This is a genomic window from Halobacterium sp. CBA1132 (assembly GCF_001485535.1).
Classification (GTDB): Archaea; Halobacteriota; Halobacteria; order Halobacteriales; family Halobacteriaceae; genus Halobacterium.
In genome coordinates this window covers 2,099,523-2,118,624 of sequence record NZ_BCMZ01000001.1, presented here as the reverse complement: position 1 = coordinate 2,118,624, position 19,102 = coordinate 2,099,523, and the positions used below count along the sequence as shown (strand labels likewise).

The window sequence follows — 19,102 nt, the reverse complement described above, 5'->3', positions numbered from 1 at the left end:
AAGAAACAGAGTAACCGAGGTTTACCGTATGATAGTGCTATATTGTCTATAAAGCCTGTATTCGAGACATAACCCAAGTTCTATGCTTTAGAGAGGGGTGTCGGGTAGGGATGTGAATTGTAGTCACTTCCCCCAAAACGGGTCGCGCTTGCGCTGGATTTCGAGGTACGCTTTCAGCGCTTCGCGCTCGTCGGCGGGAATCTCCTCGCTGAGTTCCTGTTCGAGCACTTTCGCGTGCTTCTCCGGGAGGTCCACCCAGAGTTCGTCGCCTTCGTGGATGTCGCGGCCGACGGTCGGGCCGTCGATGGAGACGCTGACGCGGTTGCCGGCGCGCGCCTCGTCGACGTCCTCGCCCTGCTCTTGGATGCCTTTCACGACGCCGACGCGCTCCAGTTCGTTGCCCTCGACGAGGCCGACCGGAGTGTTGCGCTTCAGCGTCCCCGAGACGACTTCGACGCCGACGACCGCGGGGTCGTTCTGCCGGAACACGTGGTCTTGGAGGATGCGGAAGCGCGCGGGCCGGACGATGTTGTCGAAGATGGCTTCCTGCTGGGCGCGCTCGCGCTCCTCGACGAACTCCTCGTAGTCCTCGACGAGCTGGTAGATGACGTCGCTGTCGAAGATGCGGACATCTTCCTCCTCGGCCTTCTGCTCGGCGTCGGCGAGCACCTCCACGTTGAACCCGAGGATAGTGCGGTGTTTGTCGTCGTCCGCGGTCGTCGCCATCGCCACGTCCCGGGGCGCGATGTCCCCGACTTCCGCGGACATCACGGGAATCTCGGCTTCCGCCATGGCGTTCGCGAGCGCTTCGAGGCTGCCGAGCGTGTCGGCTTTCACGACGACGCCCTCCTCGTCGGTCTCGACGGCGACCTCCGCGAGTTCCGCTTCGACTTCCTCGACGACGTCGTCGACATCGCGGTCGCCGACCACGCGGACCGGCGCGCCCGCCATCGCGTCGTCGAGGTCCGGAGCCGCGATCTTCAGGCCCGCGGCCGCCTGCATCGACTCGACGTCCTGGAAGCGCTTCTCCGTGCGAATCTCGGCGAGCTCTTGGGGCTTCAACAGCGCGCGCACCTCCGTGACGATGGTGTCGTTGGTGCCGCCGACGACGATTTTGTCGCCCTGCCGGACGGTGCCGTCGTACAAGATTACGTCCAGCGTCGTCCCGAACCCGCGCTCGTCTTTGACCTCGAGGACGGTCCCCGCGCCCGGACCGTCGATGTTCACCTCCATCTCGGCTTTCATGTACCGCTGGGCGAGCCCCATCAGCACGGTGAGGAGGTCCGGGACGCCCTCGCCCGTCTCGGCGGACACCGGGACGACGCCGATGTTCGACTGGAAGTTCTGGACGCGCCAGTAGAGGTCCGAGGAGAAGCCCGCGCCGGAGAGTTCGCCGATGAGCTCGTAGAGCGCTTCGTCGAGTTGGCTGCGAACGCGGTCGGACTGTTCGTCGTACGTCTGCTGGATGGGCGCGTCCTCGGTGGGGTTCCAACCCGGGATGGTGTCTATCTTGTTCGCGGCGACGACGAACGGCGTTCCGGTGTCTTTGAGGATGCGGATGGCTTCCTCGGTCTGGGGCTGGAAGCCGTCGTTGACGTCCACGACGAGGATGGCGATGTCCGCGAGCGCGCCGCCCCGCGAGCGCAGCGTCGAGAACGAGTGGTGGCCGGGCGTGTCGATGAACAGCAGGCCGGGGAGGTCGAACTCCGTGGGGTCGACGAGGCTCCCCGCGACCTCGCTGACGACGTCCAGCGGCACGGCGGTCGCGCCGATGTGCTGGGTGATGGCACCGGCCTCCCCCTCGATGACAGCGGAGCCGCGAATCTTGTCGAGCAAGCTGGTCTTCCCGTGGTCGACGTGGCCGAGGACCGCGACGATAGGCGTCCGCAGCTCCCCGGGGTCTTCGGTGGTGTCTGCGTCGGACATAGTAGAATCCTCCGAGAGAACGGTTGTTGGCCGAACAGAGCGGGCGGCGGCGTATAATTCCATCGTAACGGGCCGCCGGCTGCCGCGCGTCCGACGACCCCGCGGGCTTTATGTGAATCCCAGCCGAGATTCTCGGGTATGGCCGACATCCTCGCAGAGAACCTCTCCGGGAAAGCCGTGATGGGGTCGGACGGAACGGAACTGGGCATGCTGTACAACATCACGATGGACCTCAAGAGCGGGAAGCTCGAAGACCTGCTCGTGGAGCCGCTCGAAGACTCGAACGTCACCATCAACTTCCCGACCGACGGCGAGGGCCACTACCGGGTCCCCGTCGGGCGCGTGCAGGCGGTCAAAGACTACATCGTCGTCCAGCGATAGTGAAGGTCTTAGACGCCTCCGCGTTCATCCACGACTACGACCCCGACGGCGAGACGGCGTCGATTCCCGCCGTCCGGGAGGAGTTGGAGGACGCTGCGGCGTACCGCTACGACGCGATGGCGGGCGGCGGCATGCAGGTGCAGGTGCCGGGCGACGCCGCGCTCTCGGCGGCCCGCGAGGCGGCGCGCGCGACCGGCGACCTCGACGTGCTCTCCGAGACGGACCTCCGCCTGCTGGCGGCCGCCTACGAGCTAGACGGCACGGTCGTCACCGACGATTACGCGGTCCAGAACGCGGCCGACGAACTCGGCGTCGGCGTCGATGTCATCGAACAGGACGGCATCAGCGAGCGCCGGAACTGGAACTTCCAGTGTCAGGGCTGTGGTCGCGAGTTCGACGAGTCCCGCGAGCGGTGCCCAGTCTGTGGCAGCGACCTCTCGCGCAAGAACCCGCGCTAGTCTACCTGCTCCGGCGTCTCTCGTTCTTCGACAACTTCGAGTCCGTTCTCGATGAGTTGCCGCAGCACCTCCTGTTCGGAGAGCCCGTACTCCCGCGCCAACGCCTCGACGTCCGCAGCGAGACCGTCACCGCAGACGACGGAGTACTTCCGGGGCATACCGCTCGGTTTGGTAGCACGGACCGTAATACTTAGTCAGCCCTCCGTCAGACGACGCTTCTCAGGCGGTGAACGCGACGTACGCCATCGCGAACTGGACGGCGTCGTACGTGCCGTGGATGAAGACGGGCGCGAACAGGTCGTCGGTCCGCTCGTAGGCCACACCGAGCACCAGTGAGACGACGAACAGCCGACCGAGCGTCACGAGCACTGCGCCCGGGCCCGTGCCGGCGTACGCGAGGACGTGCGCGGCGGTGAACACGAGACAGCCGACGACGATTGCGCTGCGCCGGGAGAACGCGCCGTAGAGGTACTTCTGGACGCCGTTGCGCGCGAGCAGTTCCTCGCTGGGGCCGACCGCGAGATACGAGAGGACGACCAGCGGCGGCAGAATGCCGGGGTTCTCGCGCGCAGTCTCGACGAGCGTGTGGCTGGTCTGCGGGAGGTCGAAGAGGACGACGAGTCCGACCAGCGCGTAGTGGACCGCGAAGATGGCGGCGACGCCGACCCCCGCCACCGTCAGGTCGCGCCGCGACGGCCGGCTGACGTCGATGGCGCCGTCGTACCACGACACGAACGCGACGCCAGCCAGCCCGTAGCCGACGCTCGCGACGACGGTGTTGACGGACGTAGTGACCAGTGGGTCGTCGGGGACGGCTCCGATGGCGACGCTGGCGAGCAGCGACCCGAACACGAGCGCGGCCAGCGACACCACGGTGCCCGTGACGAGGCGGCGCTCGCGGGCGCGGACCGCGTCGGCGTCCAGTCCGGCGTGCGCCGCGACGGCGGCGCCGACCGTGCCCATTCCCGCGAGAAGCGCCAGCGCCGGCCCGCGGGGCAGCCCGGTGGACGCAGCGGCGACACCGAACGCCGCGGCGACCGCGAGTCCGCCGCCCGCGAGCGCGTCGAGTCTGGGCGCGTCGACGCCGTGGCGGCGCGCGGCGAACGCGATAGCAGCGAACACCGCGAACCCGGTGGCGGCCCGCATCGCGAGCGTGGCGTCGGCCGGCCAGTCGAGGAACGTCGCGGCGAGTCCGACGCCCGCGACGACGAAGCCGACGGTCTGTGCGTACCGGTCGTTCACGTCGCCGAGTCCGACCTGCTCGGACAAAGGCGTGCCGCTCCCGGCCTACTCGACGACCAGTTCGGACTTCCCGGGGAGGCCGCGCTCACCGCTCAAGAGGCCGCGCGCGGCTTCCTTCCCCCACTCGACGGCTGGCTGAGTGAACGTCTCGACACCGTACAGTTCGCCCGCGAGGATGCAGGCGGCCTCCATGTCGTACAGCAGGCGACCCAGCGCGCGCTCGTCGGTTCGGGGCACCTCGACGCGGACGTTCGGGACGCCGGACTCAGCGAGACTGGCTTCCGTGGCTTCGAACTCCGCGTCCAGCAGGTCGCCGAGGCTGGCGCCGGCGAGGTAGTCCAGTCCCTCCAGTTCGGTCTCCGGAATCCCGCGGTCGTCGCGCTCGCGCGCCCGAACGAGCGTCACGAGTTTGTCTCGGGGGCCGGCGCGATACAGTTGCAGTTGGCTGTGCTGGTCGGTCGCGCCGAGCGCTCGCGCGGGCGTCTGCCCGAGGCCGTCCTTCCCGAGACTCTCCGCCCACAGCTGCGCGAACCACTCCGCGAACGTCTCCAGGCTCTCGCCGTACGGCATCATCGCGTTGACGCCCGCGCCGCGAACGTCGAGCGCGTACGCCGTCGCGCCGTACGCGTACGCCGGACAGTCGAACAGCGACCCCGTGAGCGCGTCGCGGCCCTCGCGCGCGCCGGCGAGAATCGCCTCGATGTCGTGGCCGGCGAGCGCGGCGGCCGGCAGCCCGACCGTCGAGAGCGCGGAGAACCGTCCGGGCACGCCCTCGGGCGCGTCGAGCGCGGGCAGGTCGTGTTGGTCGGCGAGGTCGCGGAGGTTCCCCTCGGGGCCGGTCGTGACGAACGTGCGCTCGGTCCAGTCGACGCCCGCCGCGTCCATCGCGTCGCGCACGACGAGGAAGTTCGCGATCGTCTCCGCGGTCGTCCCCGACCGCGAGACGACGTGGACGGCCGTGCGGGAGAGGTCGATGTCGTCGAGCAGCGCGGTGACGTGCTCCGGGTCGACGTTGTCGAGGAAGGAGGCGTCGAGGTCGCCGTCGAGCGTGTCGACGAGCGTCGCCGCGCCGAGCGCGCTCCCGCCGATGCCGACGTTCAGGAGGACGTCGCTGTCCGCGAACGGCTCGACCGCTGCCTCGATGGCATCCGGGTCGACGGTTCGGGGAAGGTTCAGCGCCTCGTAGCCGAACTCCCGGTCGGTCATCCCGGCGACGATTCGTTCGTGCGCGTCTCTGACTCGGTCGTCCAGTCGCTGGAGTGCGTCCTCGGGGACGCCCGGCTGTGCGGTCCGGGCGAGCGCGTTCCCGATGTCTACTCGCATACCTACACCGCCGAGAGCCGGGTACTTCAGCGTAGCTACCGACGGTCAGTCCCGAATCCCACTGAGTAGGGAGTACACGACGCCGAACGCGACTGCGCCGGGAACACCCGCGAGCAGGGCACTCTCGACGGACTCGCCGCTCACGAACACGCCCAGCAACCCCCTGACGACTATCCACGTCGCCGCGGCTGTGAGTCCGCGCGGAGTCGCCGCGCTTTTGCTGTGGTAGCGCCGACTACCGAGTAATGGGACGGTTCGACAGTTACTCCGGGCTGCTGACGGCGTACCCGTACGCGTTCGGACAGTCGTCGTCGCTGCTGTTCCGGAGCTACGTGGTCGTCAGCGCCGTCGTCGCGGCGGCGGTGGTCGCGCTCGCGGTCGGCGGGTTGCTCGTGCTCATCTCGAACACGACGGGCGCCGGCGGCGGGTCGCTGACGCTCTCGCGGACGTTCTACGTCGTCGTCGGCCTGTTCGTGTTCGTACCTATCGTCGGTCCCGTGTTGTTCGTCGCGAACCGACACCGCCGCCAGCGACAGGTCGCGGACAGCTACGACGCCGCGCTCGGCGCCGCCGGCTACGGCTTCGTGCTCTCGGTGTACGTCGCGCTCGTGGCGTCGATGCCCCCCGAGTTCGGGTCGGGCGCGAACGTCGTCACGCGCCCGGAGCCATCGGGCGTGTTCGCGCCCGTCGTGGAACTGCTGTACGCGGTCCCGTCGGTGGCGTCGCCGCTGTTCGTGCTGGCGGGCGCGCTCGTCGTCTACGGCGTCCACCGGCACTTCGCGTCGAAACACGGAAACGGCGAGACAGCCTAGACCCGCCGATGACAGACGAGAAGACCGCGACGTTCCTCGTCACCAGCGCGGACGACGACTCCGCGGTGCTCTCCGACGTGACGGACGCGCAGGTCCACACGCTCTCCGAGAACCCGGGGCTGGCGGAAGGCGACGTGCTGGACGCGACGGTCGCGCCGGACCCACCGATGAACGTCACGTACAGCGTCGTCGACGTCGACGAGCGCAAGCAGATTCCCGTCGAAGCCAGCGACGAGACGCCGACGCCGCAGTCCAAGGAGATTGCCGAGGGGCTGGACGCGGGCACGCTCGAAACCACCGAGCGCGCGGGCATCGGCGAAGTTCACGTCCTCGGCGTCCCCGAGGACGGCATCGAGGAGACCGTCGAGGACGTGCTCGCCGACGAGCAGACTATCGCGCGCGCCGCGCGCATCGGCATCGAACGCGTCGAGGTCCGCTCCGGCGAGGACTTCGTGAGCGTCCGCTACCTCCCCTAGTTCTGCGTAGCCGCTTCGCGTTCGGCATCGATTTCTCGCTCGACGAACGCCAACTCGGTACTTTCTTCGAGCGCGTCGCTCCCGTCGACTGACTCGACGCGGAGCGGGATTTCCGGACTGGTGCCGCTGCAGCCGACGTTGACGGAAACTGGCCACGTGTCGCCCTCGCGGGCGTGGTCGTTCGACCGCTTGAGGTACGCCCGCACGTGGTCGGTCCGCAACTGGTCGCGCTCCCAGTCGCCGATGTCCGCCGGGTACGAGACGGTGACCCTACTCGTCATACCCTGACGTACGCGCACGACGGACTTACGCGCGTCGCCGAATTCTGTTCTTCGACAGGCGACACCTTAAAGCCACCCGATAGCGTAGTGTAGTCGTCTATGATGGCGACGACACACGCGCTGGTAGGGCTGGCAGTCGCTGCGCTCGCCTCACTCGTCGCGCCCGAATTCGGGGTTATGATAGCCGTCGCCGGGCTCGCCGGCGGCGTGTTTCCCGACCTCGACCTCTACGCCGGCCACCGCCGCACGCTCCACTTCCCGGTCTACTACAGCATCGCGGCGGCCGTCGCTGGTGCCGTCACGCTCACGTCACCGACGACGTGGACTGTCGCCGCGACCGTCTTCCTCGTCGCCGCCGCGCTCCACGCCGCCAGCGACGCGCTCGGCGGCGGCCTCGAACTCGAACCGTGGAAGGGCACGAGCGAGCGCGCCGTCTACAGCCACTTCCACGGCCGCTGGCTCCCGCCGCGGCGACTCGTCCGCTACGACGGCGCCCCCGAGGACCTCGCCGTCGCCGCCGTCTTCGGCGTCCCCGCGGCGCTGGCGTTCGGGCCCGACGTCCAGCAGGTCGTCGCCGCCGCGCTCGCGGTCTCCGCCGGCTACGTCGTCGTCCGCAAACGCCTCCCGACCGTCGCGACGTGGCTGTTTTCGCAGGTTCCCGACGGCGTCCGCCGGCACGTTCCCGAGCGGTTCGCGCCGTAGCCTCCCGACGGAGGTATAAGAAGCCTTAACCTCGCTCGCTCCCGACCGGCAGTCATGCCCAGTTTCGAGGTCCCCGAGGTCGACCTCAGCCAGTACTCCATGCGGCAGCTCGTCGCGCCGCCGCTCGCGGTACTGGTCGTCGCGCTGGCGGTCATCGGCGCGTGGTTCGTCCTCACGGGGTCACCGGTCACTCCCGGCATCGAGTTCACCGGCGGGACGGAGCTCGTCGTCGACGCCGACGTGCCCCAGTCCCAGGTTACGGCCGCGTTCGAACAACAACACGAGTCCATCCGGTCCATCGGGACCGACGGCTCTCGGTATCTCGTCACCTTCCAGTCCGAGAGCCAGCAGGCGCTCGTCCAGCAGGCCACCGACGCCGGCTTCGAAGTGGTGCAGTCCCAGAGCACGTCCGCGACGTTCGGGGGCTCCACCCAGCGGCTCGCGCTCCTCGGCGTCGGCATCGCCTTCGCCGGCATGAGCGTCGTCGTCTTCCTGCTGTTCCGAACGTTCGTCCCCTCCATCGCCGTTGTGCTGTCGGCGTTCAGCGACATCGTCGTCCCCATCGCGTTGATGAACGTCCTCGACATCAAGCTCTCGCTGGGGACTGTCGCCGCGCTGTTGATGCTCATCGGTTACAGCGTCGACTCCGACATCCTCCTGAACAACCACGTGCTGCGCCGCTCCGGGGACTTCTGGGAGAGCGTCCACCGCGCGATGCGCACCGGTGTCACGATGACCGTCACTTCCATCGCGACGATGATCGTGATGACCGTCGTCTCCTACATCTTCGGCATCCAGTTGCTCACCGCCATCGGGCTGGTGTTGGTGTTCGGCCTCACGACTGACCTCATGAACACGTACATGCTGAACGTCACACTGCTTCGCTGGTACAAGTTCGAGGGGGTGTCCCGATGAGCTGGCTCCGCGAGAACTGGCGGGTCACCTTCCTCGTCGTACTGCTGCTCGGGTCGTCGGTCGCGCTGTTCGCGCCGGGCATCGGCGCGTCCGCCAGCGACGACGAAGCCGCCGCGTCCCGACCGACGAACCTCCAGTACGGCCTCGAACTCTCCGGCGGCGTCCGACTGCGCGCGACCGCTGTCGGCGTCACCGCGAGCGGCGTCGACGTCCCGACCAACGAGACCACGCGGAACGCGCTTGAAGCCGACGTGGCGAGCGCGCTCTCCATCGAAGCCGGGAGCGTGACCGCCCGCGACCGCACCGCCACCGACAGCCCCGACGTCGTGGAGGTGTACTCGAACAACACGACCGCCGAGGTCCGCACCGCGCTCGACGACCTCGGGTACGCCTACGACTCGGTCAACCGCGGTCTCACGTCCGCGACGCGCACCGAAATCGTCGACACAATCTCCACGAAAATCGACGCCACCGGGTTCTCCGGCGCGTCGGTGTACACGACGGAGACCCAGTCCGGGGACCACTACGTCGTCGTCGAAGTGCCCGGGCAGAACGCCTCGGAAGTGCGGTCGCTGATTCAGGGCCGCGGTGAGGTCGAGATGTTGGCGTACTACCCGGAGAACGGCAACCAGACGAACGCGACGGTGCTCACGCACTCCCAGCTCCAGCGCAGCGACGTCAGCACCGCGCGCGTCATCGACGACCGGCCGTCGGTTCCGGTCTCGCTCACGCAGGACATCGCCGAGGAGTTCGCCGCTGACATGCGCCAGTACGGGTTCGCGGCGAACGCACCGAGTGCCGGCTGTCAGTTCCCCAACGGCGGCTACTGTCTGCTCACTGTCCTCGACGGCGAAGTCGTCTACGACGCCGGCGTCCGCGCGAACCTCGCGGAGAGCTTCCAGAACGGGGACTTCGTGCAGGACCCCCGGTTCGTCATCACCGCCAACTCCATGTCCGAAGCCCGAGAGCTCCGCGTGAACCTCCAAGCGGGCGCGCTCCCCACGGAACTGAAGTTCCAGGACTCCTACTACGTCGCCCCGAGCTTCGCCGAGCGGTACAAGCCGCTGTCGCTGGTGACCGGTCTCGCGGCCGCCATCGCGATGGCGCTGGTCGTGTTCGCGCGGTACGGCGACCCCCGGGTCGCGGTGCCGATGGTGTTCACGGCGCTGGCGGAAGTCGTCATCCTGCTCGGGTTCGCCGCCGTGAGCGGACTGGCGCTTGACCTCTCGCACATCGCCGGATTCATCGCCGTCATCGGGACCGGGGTCGACGACCTCGTCATCATCGCCGACGAGGTGATGACCGAGGAGGTCGGCTCCCAGCGCGTGTTCAAGAGTCGGTTCCGGAAGGCGCTGTGGGTCATCGGCGCCGCCGCGGTGACGACCATCATCGCGATGAGTCCGCTGGCGTTCCTCAGCCTCGGTGACCTCCGCGGGTTCGCCATCATCACCATCCTCGGTGTGCTCATCGGCGTGCTCGTCACGCGGCCGGCGTACGGCGACATCCTCCGTCGCCTCCTCACCGGCGACCACTGACTCCGGCTGCTTCTTCGCTCGCCGCCGCGTGCGAGCACCACGCTTAACCCGCCTACGGACCCATACAGAGTATGACCGTAGATACGCGGCGGGCAGCCGCCAGCGCCACCATCAGTCTCACCGGGCTCGTCGTCGTCGCCGTGATGGTGCGCCACGTGCTCACCTCGACGCCGCCGACCTCGGGCTGGCTGCTCGCGGGCTTCGGCGGCCTCGTCGGCGCCGCGCTCGTCGCCGCCGGCTTCCTCGTCTACCGCGCGGAGTTCACCGCCGGGCAGACGCTCCGCATCGCCGGCTGGAACGCGCTCGGCATCGTCGTCATCGGCGCCGCGCTCGGCCTGCTGTACGCCTACCAGTCCGCCGTCTCCGCGCTGCCCGCCGCACCCGTCTTCTCCGGCAGCGTCGTCGTCGCGGTCAGCGCCGTCGCCCACGTCCTCATCGGCGTCAACGACGCGCGCCGCATCCGCACCCGCGAACTCGCCCGGGAGCGCGAGAAACTCGACGTGCTCTCTCGGCTCGTCCGCCACAACCTCCGCACGGAAGCCCAACGCCTCTACAGCTACGCGACCCGCGTTCGAGTGGTCGACGACGAGGCGGACCGTGAGGAGGTCGGCGACGAGGTTCACGGCTCCGGCGAGCGGCTCGCGGAACTCCACGAGCACATCACGACCATCCGAAACCTCGTGGACTCTCCGCCGAAACCCCACCCGTACGACGTTAACGACGCCGTCGCGGACATCGCTGCGGACCTCCGCGCCGACTACCCTGACGCGACCATCGAAGTGACCGGGGGCGACGCGACGGCCGCCGCGGGCGACTACCTCGCGGACGCGATTCGGGAACTCGTCGAGAACGCCCTCCAGCACAACGACCGCGACGAGCCGTGGGTCGGCATCGAAGTCGTCCGAACCGACGGCCGCGTCGAAGTTATCGTGCGCGACGACGGCCCCGAGATTCCCGACGTCGAGCGCGAGACGGTGACGGGTAAGCGCGAACTGACCCAACTCAGCCACGGCAGCGGCGTCGGCCTTTGGTTGGTGCGCTGGATAGCCGACGCGTACGACGGCCGGTTGTTCTTCGGCGAGTACGACGACGGCAACGAGGTCGTCGTCTCTATTCCCGCCGCCTAGAAGTCGGTGAGCTTCGCCTCGGTGGCGCCCTTCGCCTCCAGCCCGAACTCCGACAGCTCCACGAACTCCATGTCGTTGTCGCGGAGCGCGCGCCGCACGCGCTCGGACGCCGACGGCGCGACGAGCATCCCGCGGACGTCGTTCGCGGCGTCGCCGCTCACAATCGAGGACCGCTCGTCTGACGACTCGCGCCCCTCGCCATCGTTCGATTCGGAGTACAGTTCGACGTAGCGCTTGAGTTGGTCGAAGTGGTTCAGCGTCGCCTGAATCCGCTTGACCTCGACGACGACGGGCGTGCCGTCCTCGTCGACGGCGTAGAAGTCCACGAACCCGTACTTCGTCTCGCGCTCGTGTTCGACGATGCGGACCCCGTCTTCGAGGCTCTCCGGGTTGTTCTGGATGTACTCGTGCATCTCCGCCTCCGTGCCGGACTCCTCGTAGGTGGCGCCGTCCTCCGCCTCGAAGCGCGTGAGGCCGTACGCCTCCGAGATGCGTGCTTCCACGCGCTCGCTGGGGTTGCTGCGGCGCGCGAGCAACACCGCGTCGCCGTCGCTCTCCCGCGCCTCGACGGTGCCGCCGCCCGGCATCCAGTTGACGGGCTTGTGGCCAGTCGGCTGGTGGACGAGGAAGGTTCCATCCGGCTTCGCGACGAGCAGTCTGTCACCCTCCCCGAGGTAGCCGCTGGTGCGGCCCTCGTACTCCACCTCGCAGTGGGCCTCTACGGTCAACACCGCGCCGTCCCGGAACGCCGCCTTCGCCGCGGCGACGAACGCCTCGGGGTCCGGCGCGTCCAATCGCTGTACGACCATCGTCTCCGGTCGGTCGCCGCGCCGACCGATAAATCTGTGGATTGCCCGCCCCAGCCCGGCGGTTTCAACCCGCCCAGAGTGGCATTTAAGCCAATCCAGCGAAAGGCCAAGATATGTCCGAGTTCGGTGTCCTCTCCCTCGTGCCCCCGTTGCTCGCCATCGCACTCGCCATTATCACCCGGAAGGCGGTGCTGTCGCTGTTCCTCGGGGTGTGGTCGGGTGCCGTCATCTTCACCGGCGGCGTCGGCCTCGAACAGACCTTCGACTGGATCGCGCGCTCAATCTCCCAAATCGACGGCGACGGCTCCATCTTCCACGCCCAAATCATCATCTTCACGCTGCTGTTGGGGTCGGCCGTCGCGATGATTTGGCGCCTCGGCGGCTCCCACGCCGTCCGCGACTGGGCCATCCAACGCATCCACAGCAAGCGCTCGGCCGGCGTCGTCGCGTGGCTGCTCGGCCTGCTGTTGTTCTTCGACGACTACGCGAACAGCGCCGTCGTCGGCTCCGCGATGAAAGACGTCTCCGACCACCTCGGCGTCTCCCGGGAGAAACTCTCCTACATCGTCGACTCGACGGCCGCGCCCGTCGCCACGCTCACCATCTCCTCGTGGGTGGCGTTCCAGTTGTCGATGATAGACGCCGGCTACGAAGAACTCTCGCTGGCCGAGCGCCCCGGCTCCTTCGAGATATTCCTGCGAGCCATCCCGTTCAACATGTACGCCATCCTCGCCGTCGCGATGGTCGCTATCGTCGTGCTCTCCCGCCGAGACTTCGGGGAGATGCTCGGCGCCGAACACCGCGCCTCCACCACGGGGAAAGTCACGCGAGACGACGCCCGCCCGATGCAGGACGTCGAAGCGACGCTCGGCGAACCCAGCGTCGAGAACCCGAAACTCCTCTCGTTTTTCGCCCCCATCGCCGTACTCATCGCCGTCACCGTCGGCTCCGCCCTCTACACGGGGTACGCGCCCGACGCGTCGCTGTACGACATGGTCGTCGACGCCGACTACGCGCTCGCGCTCGTCTTCGGGTCGTTCGCGATGGTCGCGTCCACGTACGTCCTCGGCCTCGCGTACGGCGTGCTCTCCCTGGGCGAGAGCGTCGACACCACCATCGACGGGTTCGGCATCATGCTGACCGCGGTGACGATTCTCGTGCTCGCGTGGTCCATCGGGAACGTCGTCGACGCGCTCGGCACCGCCGACTACGTCTCGAAGCTCGTCGAGGGCTTCCTCACGCCGGAACTGCTCCCCGTCGTCGTTCTGTTCACCGCCGCGTTCGTCGCGTTCTCCACGGGCAGCTCGTGGGGGACGATGAGCATCGTCACCCCGATTGCGGTGCCGGTCGCGTGGCAACTCGCCGGCAGCCACACGATGGTCGCCGCAGTCGTCGGCGCCGTCTTCTCCGGCGCCATCTTCGGCGACCACTCTTCGCCCATCTCGGACACCACGGTGCTGTCGGCGACGTTCACGGGCGCGGACCTCATCGACCACGTCCGCACGCAACTGTACTACGCCGTCACCGTGGTCGCCGTCGCCGCGCTCCTGCTGGTCGTCTGGGGGTACACGCGGGTCACGCCGTGGCTGTTGCTCCCGGTCGGCGTCGGCATGCTGGTCGCGCTCGTGTACGCGCTCTCGGAACTCGACGCGAACCGTCGCGGCATCGACCCCAAGCAGAGCGACGTTCCCACGCCCGAGAGTGACTAGAACTCCCCGAGCGCGGACTGCTCGGCGGCCGCGAGCGCGTCCCGGCTGGTCTGCCACGACTCCCGGGCACACCCCGGGAGCGCGTCGTGCTCGCGGACGTGCTCCCGCAGGAAGTCCCGGGTCGTCTGGTCGCTCGGGTAGCCCGAGCCCACGTCGCCGTACTCCGCAGCGATGGCTCCGACGTGGCTGTCGCGGGCGACCTTCGCGACGATGCTCGCCGCCGCCACGAGCGCGTACTCGTCGTCCGCGCCGTGCTCGGCGGTCACGGCCACGTCCGCTGTGACGCCGTCCGCGACCCGCCGGCCGAAGCGCGCTTCGTCGACATCACCGGCGTCCACGTAGCCAGCGAGACCATCGGTCGCAATCTCGCCGAGCGCGTTCGCCTGTGCTTCGACGGTGAGCGCGTTCATGTCCGTCTCGGGGTCGTCGATGCGCTCGACGGGAATCTCGGCGACGCTGACCTCGCAGACCTCGCGGATTCGCTCGTCGAGGGTCTCGCGACGCGCCGGCGAGAGCCGTTTCGAGTCCGCGACGCCATCCGGGAGGTCGTCGGGGGAGCCGACGACCGCCGCCGCGAACATCGACCCCAGCACGGGCCCCTTCCCGGCTTCGTCGACGCCGAACGCGCTCATTCCAGGAAGAACTCCTCGTCCTCGAACTCGTCGCGCTCGCCCTCCACGGTCACGACGTCCAGCGCCGTCACCACCGCGTCGACGCCGAGCACGCCCGCGAGACTCGGCTCCGTGCGGCCCTCGTCGCTGGAGACGAGTTCCTTGATGTAGAGGCCGCCCTCGCCCTCGACCTCGACGACGGCGTGCGTGTCGTCCGTGAGTTCGCCGTCGATGTCGTACACCTCGCGCTCGCGGACCTTCTCCGCGCGCCGGTGTTTCACGCGCTGGGGCGTCTCCTGCTGGATGGTCGCGCCGTCCAGCTCGAGGAGCGCGGCCTCGAACGCGTCTTCCGTGACCGGTTCACCGAACTCCACTTGCGCGCGGTAGCGCTTGCGCGCGTCCAGTTCCTTCACGCGCGCCACCATCTCGTAGGACGCCAGCCGCAGCCCCTCGACTTCGACCTTCTCGTCGGCGTACTCGTTGATGGCGTCCTCCAGCGCGTCGGCGTCCGGGTGGCGCTCCTGTGGCTCGTCGACCTCCACGACGAACGGCCGCCCGGTCCCGAGCATCAGCGCGTCGATGTCCTCGCGGCCCGCGCCGTGGAACGACGCGGACTCGCCGTCCATCGCCTCGATGACGGGCGGCGCGGTCAACTGCTCGACGCTCTCCGGGTAGAGGAAGCCCGTGCCGTCGCAGTGCGGGCACGGCGAATCCACGAGCGTTCCGGTGCCGTTGCAGTCGCTGCAGGGCCACTTCGTCTGCGGAATCCCGCGTTCGAGTTTCCGGTAGCGACCGTAGACGAACGCCGAGTTCACCGTCACGTCGACGGTCTCGTCCTCGACATCCAGCACCGCCAGCACGTCCGGGCGCTCGAAGTCCACGTCCGCGCCCGTCGCCTGCCCGACGCGCTTGCCGACCTCGCGGTTGCACTCGGACTTGAACAGTTCGCCGGCGTCCTCGTCGAGGTCCGCGATGTCCCGCAGCATCGTCTCGTTCTCCTCCACGAGCGGCGGCGCTCGCGTCCCCACCTGGTACGTGTCGAAGCGCTGCTCGGAGAGCGCCTCGACGACCAACTCCGCGAACTCGTCGAAGCGCCCCGACGCGCCCTCGCAGACCCAACACTCCGAGGGGTCGACGGCCTCGTACGGCTCGTCGTCCTCCAGCGCCGCAGTCGTCCGGAGCGCCCGCCCGCGCTCCGCGTTCGTCAACCCGAAACTCCGCTCCGCGAAACACCGACCCACGCACGCGTCGCAAATCGGGCCCTCCGCGAGCACCCGTCGCGCGTCCTCTAAGACTGTCATGGGCGTTCTGTCGCGGGCCGCTGGTACGTACTCTTCGGTCCCGACCGCGCAGCGTGCGACTTCGTCCCGGCCCACACTGGGGCCTCACCGAGCGCTGGTGCGCTTCCTGCCGATGGCCTCCGAACCACGTAAGCCCCGCCCGCTCGACACACCCGCTATGAGACAGTTCGTCGTTCTCGGCCACCACGCGCCGACCGACCCCGACTTCTCGTTGGACGACCTCGCGGGCGGCGCGGGGCGGCTGGACGTGCTCTGCCGCTGCGTCAACGCCGCGCTGTTCCTCTCGCACGACCTCCGGCGGGACGTTCAGGTCCACCTCGTGCTCGCTGACGAGGTGACCGTCCGCATCGACGGCAGCGACCTGCGGTACATGAACCCCGACGAGCGAAACATCGCCGGCCTGCTCAAGCAAGCGCTGGAGGCGAAAGACCGCGCCATCGGCCACCGCGAGGCCGAGTCGACGCCCGGCATCCACGTCTCCAAGCGCGGGTTCCGGACTGTGCTGGACGACCTCGACGGCACCGTCGTCGAACTCCACGAGGACGGCGACGCGCTCGCGGCCGTCGAACCCCCCGAGGACCCGATTTTCGTGCTCTCCGACCACGAGGACTTCACCGACGAGGAGGCCGTGTTCCTCGCGGACCGCAGCGACCAGCGCGTGCGCGTCGGCCCCGAAGTCCTGCACGCCGACCACACGATTACGGTCGCGCACAACTACCTCGACACCGACGGCTTCACCCACTACTGATGCGCGTCAGTGTGATTGGCGCGAGCGCGCCACCGGACGAAGCCGTCGAGAACGCCCGCGAGGTCGGTCGGCTGCTCGCCGAGCGCGGGCACACCGTCGTCTGCGGCGGACTCGGTGGCGTGATGCGCGCGGCCTGCCGCGGCGCCAGCGACGCCGGCGGTCACACCATCGGCATCCTTCCGGGCGAGGACCGCAGCGCGGCCAACGAGTACGTCGACACTACTATCGCGACGGGACTCGGGCACGCGCGGAACGCGCTCGTCGTGATGAACGGGGACGCGGTCGTCGCCCTCGGCGGCGCGGGCGGGACGCTCTCGGAGGTCGGCTTCAGTTCCGTGTACGACCGGCCGATTGCCGGCCTCGGCGCGCCCGACGCGCCGCACGTCGAAGCCGTCGACGCGGCGGCGGAGGCACTCGACTACGTGGAAGCGCGCGTCGACTGACGGCCGCGAGGCTGGTCGGTGCGAGCGCGAAAGAAAAACTGCAGCAGCGAACGCGGGTCTATTCGAGGTCGAAGCGGTCGAGCGTCATGACCTTGTGCCACGCGGCCACGAAGTCCTCGACGAACTTCTCTTCGGCGTCGTCGGCGCCGTAGACGTCGGCGATGGCGCGCAGTCGCGCGTTCGACCCGAAGATGAGGTCGAAGCGAGTGGCCTCCCACTCGACGTCGCCGCTCTCGCGGTCGCGCACCTCGAAGACTTCCTCGTCGTCGTCGACGGCCTCCCACTCGTAGTCCATGTCGAGGAGGTTCACGAAGAAGTCGTTCGTGAGCGCGCCCGGGTCGTCCGTGAAGACGCCGCGGTCGTCGTCACCGTAGGTCGCGCCCAGCGCGCGCATCCCGCCGACCAGCACGGTCAGCTCTGACGCCGACAGGTTCAGCAGTTCCGCCTTGTCGACCATGCGGTCCTCGGGCCGGTCGTCGTAGCCGCCGCCGAGGTAGTTCCGGAAGGCGTCGGCCTGCGGCTCCAGCACTTCGAAGGACTCCTCGTCGGTCTGCTCGGCGGCGGCGTCGGTGCGCCCCGGTTCGAACGGCACTTCGACGTCGTAGCCGGCGTCGGCGGCGGCCGCTTCGACCGCCGCGTTCCCGCCGAGCACGATGAGGTCGGCCAGCGAGACCTGCACGTCGTCGCTGCGGGAGTCGTTGAACGCCGCCTGAATCTCCTCGAGCGTCTCCAGAATATCGGTGAGTTCGTCGGGCTCGTTGGCTTCCCAGCTACGCTGCGGTTCCAGACGGATGCGGGCGCCGTTGGCGCCGCCGCGCTTGTCGCTGTCGCGGTACGTCACCGCGGACGCCCACGCGGTCTTCGCGAGCTGCTGGCGCGAGAGCTCCGAACCAAGCAGTTCGGACTTCAGTTCGGCGGCTTCCTCGTCGCCGATAATGTCGTAGTCCGCGTCCGGAATCGGGTCCTGCCAGACGAACGTCTCCTCGGGGACTTCCGGCCCGGCGAGGCGCTCGGGCGGGCCCATGTCGCGGTGGATGAGCTTGTACCACGCTCGCGCGAACGCTTCCTGGAACTCGTCGGGGTTCTCCTGGAAGCGCTCCAGAATCTCCCGGTAGTCGTCGTCGTGCTTGAGGGCGACGTCCGTCGTCAGCATCATCGGCTCCTCAGTGTCGTCGTCGTGGGGGGCCGGCGCGTCCTCGATGTCGCTGCCGACCGGGCGCCACTGCCACGCACCGCCGGGACCCTTGACCGAGGTCCAGTCGTGGTTCAGGAGGTTGTCGATGTAGCCCATGTCCCACTGAGTCGGCGTGGAGTTCCACGGCCCCTCGATGCCGCTGGTAATCGCGTCCGGCCCCTTCCCGTCGCCGAAGTCGTTGTCCCAGCCGAGGCCCTGCAGGTCGATGGGCGCGTCCTCGGGTTCGACGTCGACGTGTTCGTCGGGGTCGGACGCACCGTGGACCTTCCCGAACGTGTGCCCGCCCGCGATGAGCGCCACCGTCTCCTCGTCGTCCATCGCCATGCGGTCGAACTCCTCGCGGATGTTCGCGGCGGAGCCTTCGACGTCCGGCTCGCCGTACGGCCCCTCGGGGTTCACGTAGATGAGCCCCATCACGGTGTTCGCGAGCGGGTCCTTGAGGTTCCCCACCTCGCCGTCCTCGAAGCGCTCCGGGGACGTGGTCTCCCACTCGGTCTCGGGACCCCAGTCGACTGCGTGGTTGGATTTGAACTCGTCGTCGCGGCCGCCCGCGAATCCGAACGTCTCGAAGCCCATCGTCTCCATCGCGACGTTCCCCGCGAGCACGATGAGGTCGCCCCACGAGAGTGCTCGACCGTGCTTCTGCTTGACCGGTTGGAGCAGGCGACGGGCCTTGTCGAGGTTCACGTTGTCCGGGAAGCTACTCTCCGGCGGCAGCCGCTGGAGGCCGCCGGCGGCCCCCGCGCGCCCGTCCGCGGTCCGGTACGTCCCGGCGCTGTGCCACGCCATCCGGATGAACAGCGGCCCGTACGTGCCGTAGTCGGCGGGCCACCACTCCTGGGAGTCCATCATGACCTTCCGGATGTCGTTTTTCACTTCCTCGAAGTCCAGCGACTCGAAGGCCTCCGCGTAGTCGAAGTCGTCGTCGAGCGGCCCGACGTTCCCGACGTTGTCGTCGAGTACGTCGACGTCTAGCAGGTTCGGCCACCAGTCGCTGACGCCCTTCGGGTCCCAGTGTTCCCCGCTTCCCCCGTCGGGTCGCAGGTCCTCGCTGTCGTGTTCGGGTGTGTCGTCACTCATCGAAGTTCTACCTACACGTGACCAGTCG

20 protein-coding genes are annotated in these 19,102 nt (G+C 68.5%); 11 read left to right on the top strand and 9 right to left on the bottom strand.

Going from position 1 to position 19,102, the window contains the following annotated elements:
* Positions 1-123: 123 nt before the first annotated feature.
* The gene (gene infB / locus AVZ66_RS11150; protein WP_058984149.1) at positions 124-1,926 is read right to left on the bottom strand and encodes a translation initiation factor IF-2; all 1,803 of its coding nucleotides are present in this window, start codon (positions 1,924-1,926) and stop codon (positions 124-126) included.
* A 138-nt stretch (positions 1,927-2,064) separates the two neighbouring features.
* Here infB and AVZ66_RS11145 point away from each other — a divergent pair, with 138 nt between their 5' ends.
* Complete coding sequence (locus AVZ66_RS11145) at positions 2,065-2,307, top strand: PRC-barrel domain-containing protein (protein ID WP_058984148.1); 243 nt, start codon at positions 2,065-2,067, stop codon at positions 2,305-2,307.
* Positions 2,307-2,765 carry an NOB1 family endonuclease gene (locus AVZ66_RS11140; protein ID WP_058984147.1) on the top strand — a complete coding sequence of 153 codons (459 nt, stop codon included), beginning with the start codon at positions 2,307-2,309 and terminating at the stop codon, positions 2,763-2,765. The genes AVZ66_RS11145 and AVZ66_RS11140 overlap by 1 nt, the downstream gene beginning before the upstream one ends.
* Here AVZ66_RS11140 and AVZ66_RS11135 read toward each other — a convergent pair.
* The 3 genes from AVZ66_RS11135 to AVZ66_RS11125 all read right to left on the bottom strand — a co-directional run bounded on the left by AVZ66_RS11135 (position 2,762) and on the right by AVZ66_RS11125 (position 5,330).
* Positions 2,762-2,923 carry a CopG family transcriptional regulator gene (locus tag AVZ66_RS11135; protein WP_058984146.1) on the bottom strand — a complete coding sequence of 54 codons (162 nt, stop codon included), beginning with the start codon at positions 2,921-2,923 and terminating at the stop codon, positions 2,762-2,764. The genes AVZ66_RS11140 and AVZ66_RS11135 overlap by 4 nt on opposite strands.
* Positions 2,924-2,984: 61 nt before the next feature.
* Positions 2,985-4,007, bottom strand: a complete 1,023-nt coding sequence (locus AVZ66_RS11130; RefSeq protein WP_058984709.1) for a CPBP family intramembrane glutamic endopeptidase — start codon at positions 4,005-4,007, stop codon at positions 2,985-2,987.
* Between the two features lie 45 nt (positions 4,008-4,052).
* Entirely contained in the window at positions 4,053-5,330 is a 1,278-nt protein-coding gene (locus AVZ66_RS11125) for a glucose-6-phosphate isomerase (protein WP_058984145.1), read from the bottom strand.
* 245 nt (positions 5,331-5,575) lie between these two features.
* Between AVZ66_RS11125 and AVZ66_RS11120 the strand changes: the two genes are divergently transcribed.
* Entirely contained in the window at positions 5,576-6,142 is a 567-nt protein-coding gene (locus tag AVZ66_RS11120; protein WP_058984144.1) for a hypothetical protein, read from the top strand.
* Between the two features lie 8 nt (positions 6,143-6,150).
* Positions 6,151-6,618 carry a DUF5812 family protein gene (locus AVZ66_RS11115; RefSeq protein WP_058984143.1) on the top strand — a complete coding sequence of 156 codons (468 nt, stop codon included), beginning with the start codon at positions 6,151-6,153 and terminating at the stop codon, positions 6,616-6,618.
* On the opposite strand, the gene AVZ66_RS11110 is transcribed toward AVZ66_RS11115, so the two are convergent.
* Positions 6,615-6,899 (bottom strand): hypothetical protein, encoded by a 285-nt coding sequence (locus AVZ66_RS11110; protein WP_058984142.1) that lies wholly within the window; start codon positions 6,897-6,899, stop codon positions 6,615-6,617. The genes AVZ66_RS11115 and AVZ66_RS11110 overlap by 4 nt on opposite strands.
* Positions 6,900-6,998: 99 nt before the next feature.
* Between AVZ66_RS11110 and AVZ66_RS11105 the strand changes: the two genes are divergently transcribed.
* The 4 genes from AVZ66_RS11105 to AVZ66_RS11090 all read left to right on the top strand — a co-directional run bounded on the left by AVZ66_RS11105 (position 6,999) and on the right by AVZ66_RS11090 (position 11,178).
* A complete protein-coding gene (locus tag AVZ66_RS11105) occupies positions 6,999-7,601 on the top strand; it encodes a metal-dependent hydrolase (RefSeq protein ID WP_197407762.1) in 603 nt (200 codons plus the stop codon).
* Between the two features lie 54 nt (positions 7,602-7,655).
* On the top strand, positions 7,656-8,516 hold the full coding sequence (gene secF, locus AVZ66_RS11100; RefSeq protein ID WP_058984141.1) for a protein translocase subunit SecF: 861 nt from the start codon (positions 7,656-7,658) through the stop codon (positions 8,514-8,516).
* The gene (locus AVZ66_RS11095) at positions 8,513-10,051 is read left to right on the top strand and encodes a preprotein translocase subunit SecD (RefSeq protein ID WP_058984140.1); all 1,539 of its coding nucleotides are present in this window, start codon (positions 8,513-8,515) and stop codon (positions 10,049-10,051) included. The genes secF and AVZ66_RS11095 overlap by 4 nt, the downstream gene beginning before the upstream one ends.
* A gap of 71 nt (positions 10,052-10,122) precedes the next feature.
* The gene (locus tag AVZ66_RS11090; RefSeq protein ID WP_058984139.1) at positions 10,123-11,178 is read left to right on the top strand and encodes a sensor histidine kinase KdpD; all 1,056 of its coding nucleotides are present in this window, start codon (positions 10,123-10,125) and stop codon (positions 11,176-11,178) included.
* On the opposite strand, the gene nucS is transcribed toward AVZ66_RS11090, so the two are convergent.
* Positions 11,175-11,987, bottom strand: coding sequence for an endonuclease NucS (nucS, locus tag AVZ66_RS11085; protein WP_058984138.1), 813 nt, complete (start codon positions 11,985-11,987; stop codon positions 11,175-11,177). The genes AVZ66_RS11090 and nucS overlap by 4 nt on opposite strands.
* Before the next feature lie 113 nt (positions 11,988-12,100).
* Between nucS and AVZ66_RS11080 the strand changes: the two genes are divergently transcribed.
* Entirely contained in the window at positions 12,101-13,696 is a 1,596-nt protein-coding gene (locus tag AVZ66_RS11080; RefSeq protein ID WP_058984137.1) for a Na+/H+ antiporter NhaC family protein, read from the top strand.
* On the opposite strand, the gene rnhB is transcribed toward AVZ66_RS11080, so the two are convergent.
* Both rnhB and AVZ66_RS11070 read right to left on the bottom strand, forming a co-directional pair.
* Complete coding sequence (gene rnhB, locus AVZ66_RS11075; RefSeq protein WP_058984136.1) at positions 13,693-14,328, bottom strand: ribonuclease HII; 636 nt, start codon at positions 14,326-14,328, stop codon at positions 13,693-13,695. The genes AVZ66_RS11080 and rnhB overlap by 4 nt on opposite strands.
* Complete coding sequence (locus AVZ66_RS11070) at positions 14,325-15,608, bottom strand: tRNA pseudouridine(54/55) synthase Pus10 (RefSeq protein WP_058984135.1); 1,284 nt, start codon at positions 15,606-15,608, stop codon at positions 14,325-14,327. The genes rnhB and AVZ66_RS11070 overlap by 4 nt, the downstream gene beginning before the upstream one ends.
* Positions 15,609-15,765: 157 nt before the next feature.
* Between AVZ66_RS11070 and trmY the strand changes: the two genes are divergently transcribed.
* Positions 15,766-16,356 carry a tRNA (pseudouridine(54)-N(1))-methyltransferase TrmY gene (trmY, locus tag AVZ66_RS11065; RefSeq protein ID WP_058984134.1) on the top strand — a complete coding sequence of 197 codons (591 nt, stop codon included), beginning with the start codon at positions 15,766-15,768 and terminating at the stop codon, positions 16,354-16,356.
* Positions 16,356-16,799, top strand: coding sequence for a TIGR00725 family protein (locus AVZ66_RS11060; protein WP_058984133.1), 444 nt, complete (start codon positions 16,356-16,358; stop codon positions 16,797-16,799). The genes trmY and AVZ66_RS11060 overlap by 1 nt, the downstream gene beginning before the upstream one ends.
* A gap of 58 nt (positions 16,800-16,857) precedes the next feature.
* Here AVZ66_RS11060 and katG read toward each other — a convergent pair whose 3' ends face one another.
* Positions 16,858-19,074 carry a catalase/peroxidase HPI gene (gene katG, locus AVZ66_RS11055; RefSeq protein ID WP_082678832.1) on the bottom strand — a complete coding sequence of 739 codons (2,217 nt, stop codon included), beginning with the start codon at positions 19,072-19,074 and terminating at the stop codon, positions 16,858-16,860.
* Positions 19,075-19,102 lie beyond the last annotated feature (28 nt).

Bases quoted from the DNA above. Each gene is read 5' to 3' on its own strand.
- infB (WP_058984149.1), bottom strand. From the start codon at position 1,926: ATGTCCGACGCAGACACCACCGAAGACCCCGGGGAGCTGCGGACGCCT.
- AVZ66_RS11145 (WP_058984148.1), top strand. From the start codon at position 2,065: ATGGCCGACATCCTCGCAGAGAACCTCTCCGGGAAAGCCGTGATGGGG.
- AVZ66_RS11135 (WP_058984146.1), bottom strand. From the start codon at position 2,923: ATGCCCCGGAAGTACTCCGTCGTCTGCGGTGACGGTCTCGCTGCGGAC.
- AVZ66_RS11125 (WP_058984145.1), bottom strand. From the start codon at position 5,330: ATGCGAGTAGACATCGGGAACGCGCTCGCCCGGACCGCACAGCCGGGC.
- AVZ66_RS11120 (WP_058984144.1), top strand. From the start codon at position 5,576: ATGGGACGGTTCGACAGTTACTCCGGGCTGCTGACGGCGTACCCGTAC.
- AVZ66_RS11115 (WP_058984143.1), top strand. From the start codon at position 6,151: ATGACAGACGAGAAGACCGCGACGTTCCTCGTCACCAGCGCGGACGAC.
- AVZ66_RS11110 (WP_058984142.1), bottom strand. From the start codon at position 6,899: ATGACGAGTAGGGTCACCGTCTCGTACCCGGCGGACATCGGCGACTGG.
- AVZ66_RS11105 (WP_197407762.1), top strand. From the start codon at position 6,999: ATGATGGCGACGACACACGCGCTGGTAGGGCTGGCAGTCGCTGCGCTC.
- secF (WP_058984141.1), top strand. From the start codon at position 7,656: ATGCCCAGTTTCGAGGTCCCCGAGGTCGACCTCAGCCAGTACTCCATG.
- AVZ66_RS11095 (WP_058984140.1), top strand. From the start codon at position 8,513: ATGAGCTGGCTCCGCGAGAACTGGCGGGTCACCTTCCTCGTCGTACTG.
- AVZ66_RS11090 (WP_058984139.1), top strand. From the start codon at position 10,123: ATGACCGTAGATACGCGGCGGGCAGCCGCCAGCGCCACCATCAGTCTC.
- nucS (WP_058984138.1), bottom strand. From the start codon at position 11,987: ATGGTCGTACAGCGATTGGACGCGCCGGACCCCGAGGCGTTCGTCGCC.
- AVZ66_RS11080 (WP_058984137.1), top strand. From the start codon at position 12,101: ATGTCCGAGTTCGGTGTCCTCTCCCTCGTGCCCCCGTTGCTCGCCATC.
- rnhB (WP_058984136.1), bottom strand. From the start codon at position 14,328: ATGAGCGCGTTCGGCGTCGACGAAGCCGGGAAGGGGCCCGTGCTGGGG.
- AVZ66_RS11070 (WP_058984135.1), bottom strand. From the start codon at position 15,608: ATGACAGTCTTAGAGGACGCGCGACGGGTGCTCGCGGAGGGCCCGATT.
- trmY (WP_058984134.1), top strand. From the start codon at position 15,766: ATGAGACAGTTCGTCGTTCTCGGCCACCACGCGCCGACCGACCCCGAC.
- AVZ66_RS11060 (WP_058984133.1), top strand. From the start codon at position 16,356: ATGCGCGTCAGTGTGATTGGCGCGAGCGCGCCACCGGACGAAGCCGTC.
- katG (WP_082678832.1), bottom strand. From the start codon at position 19,074: ATGAGTGACGACACACCCGAACACGACAGCGAGGACCTGCGACCCGAC.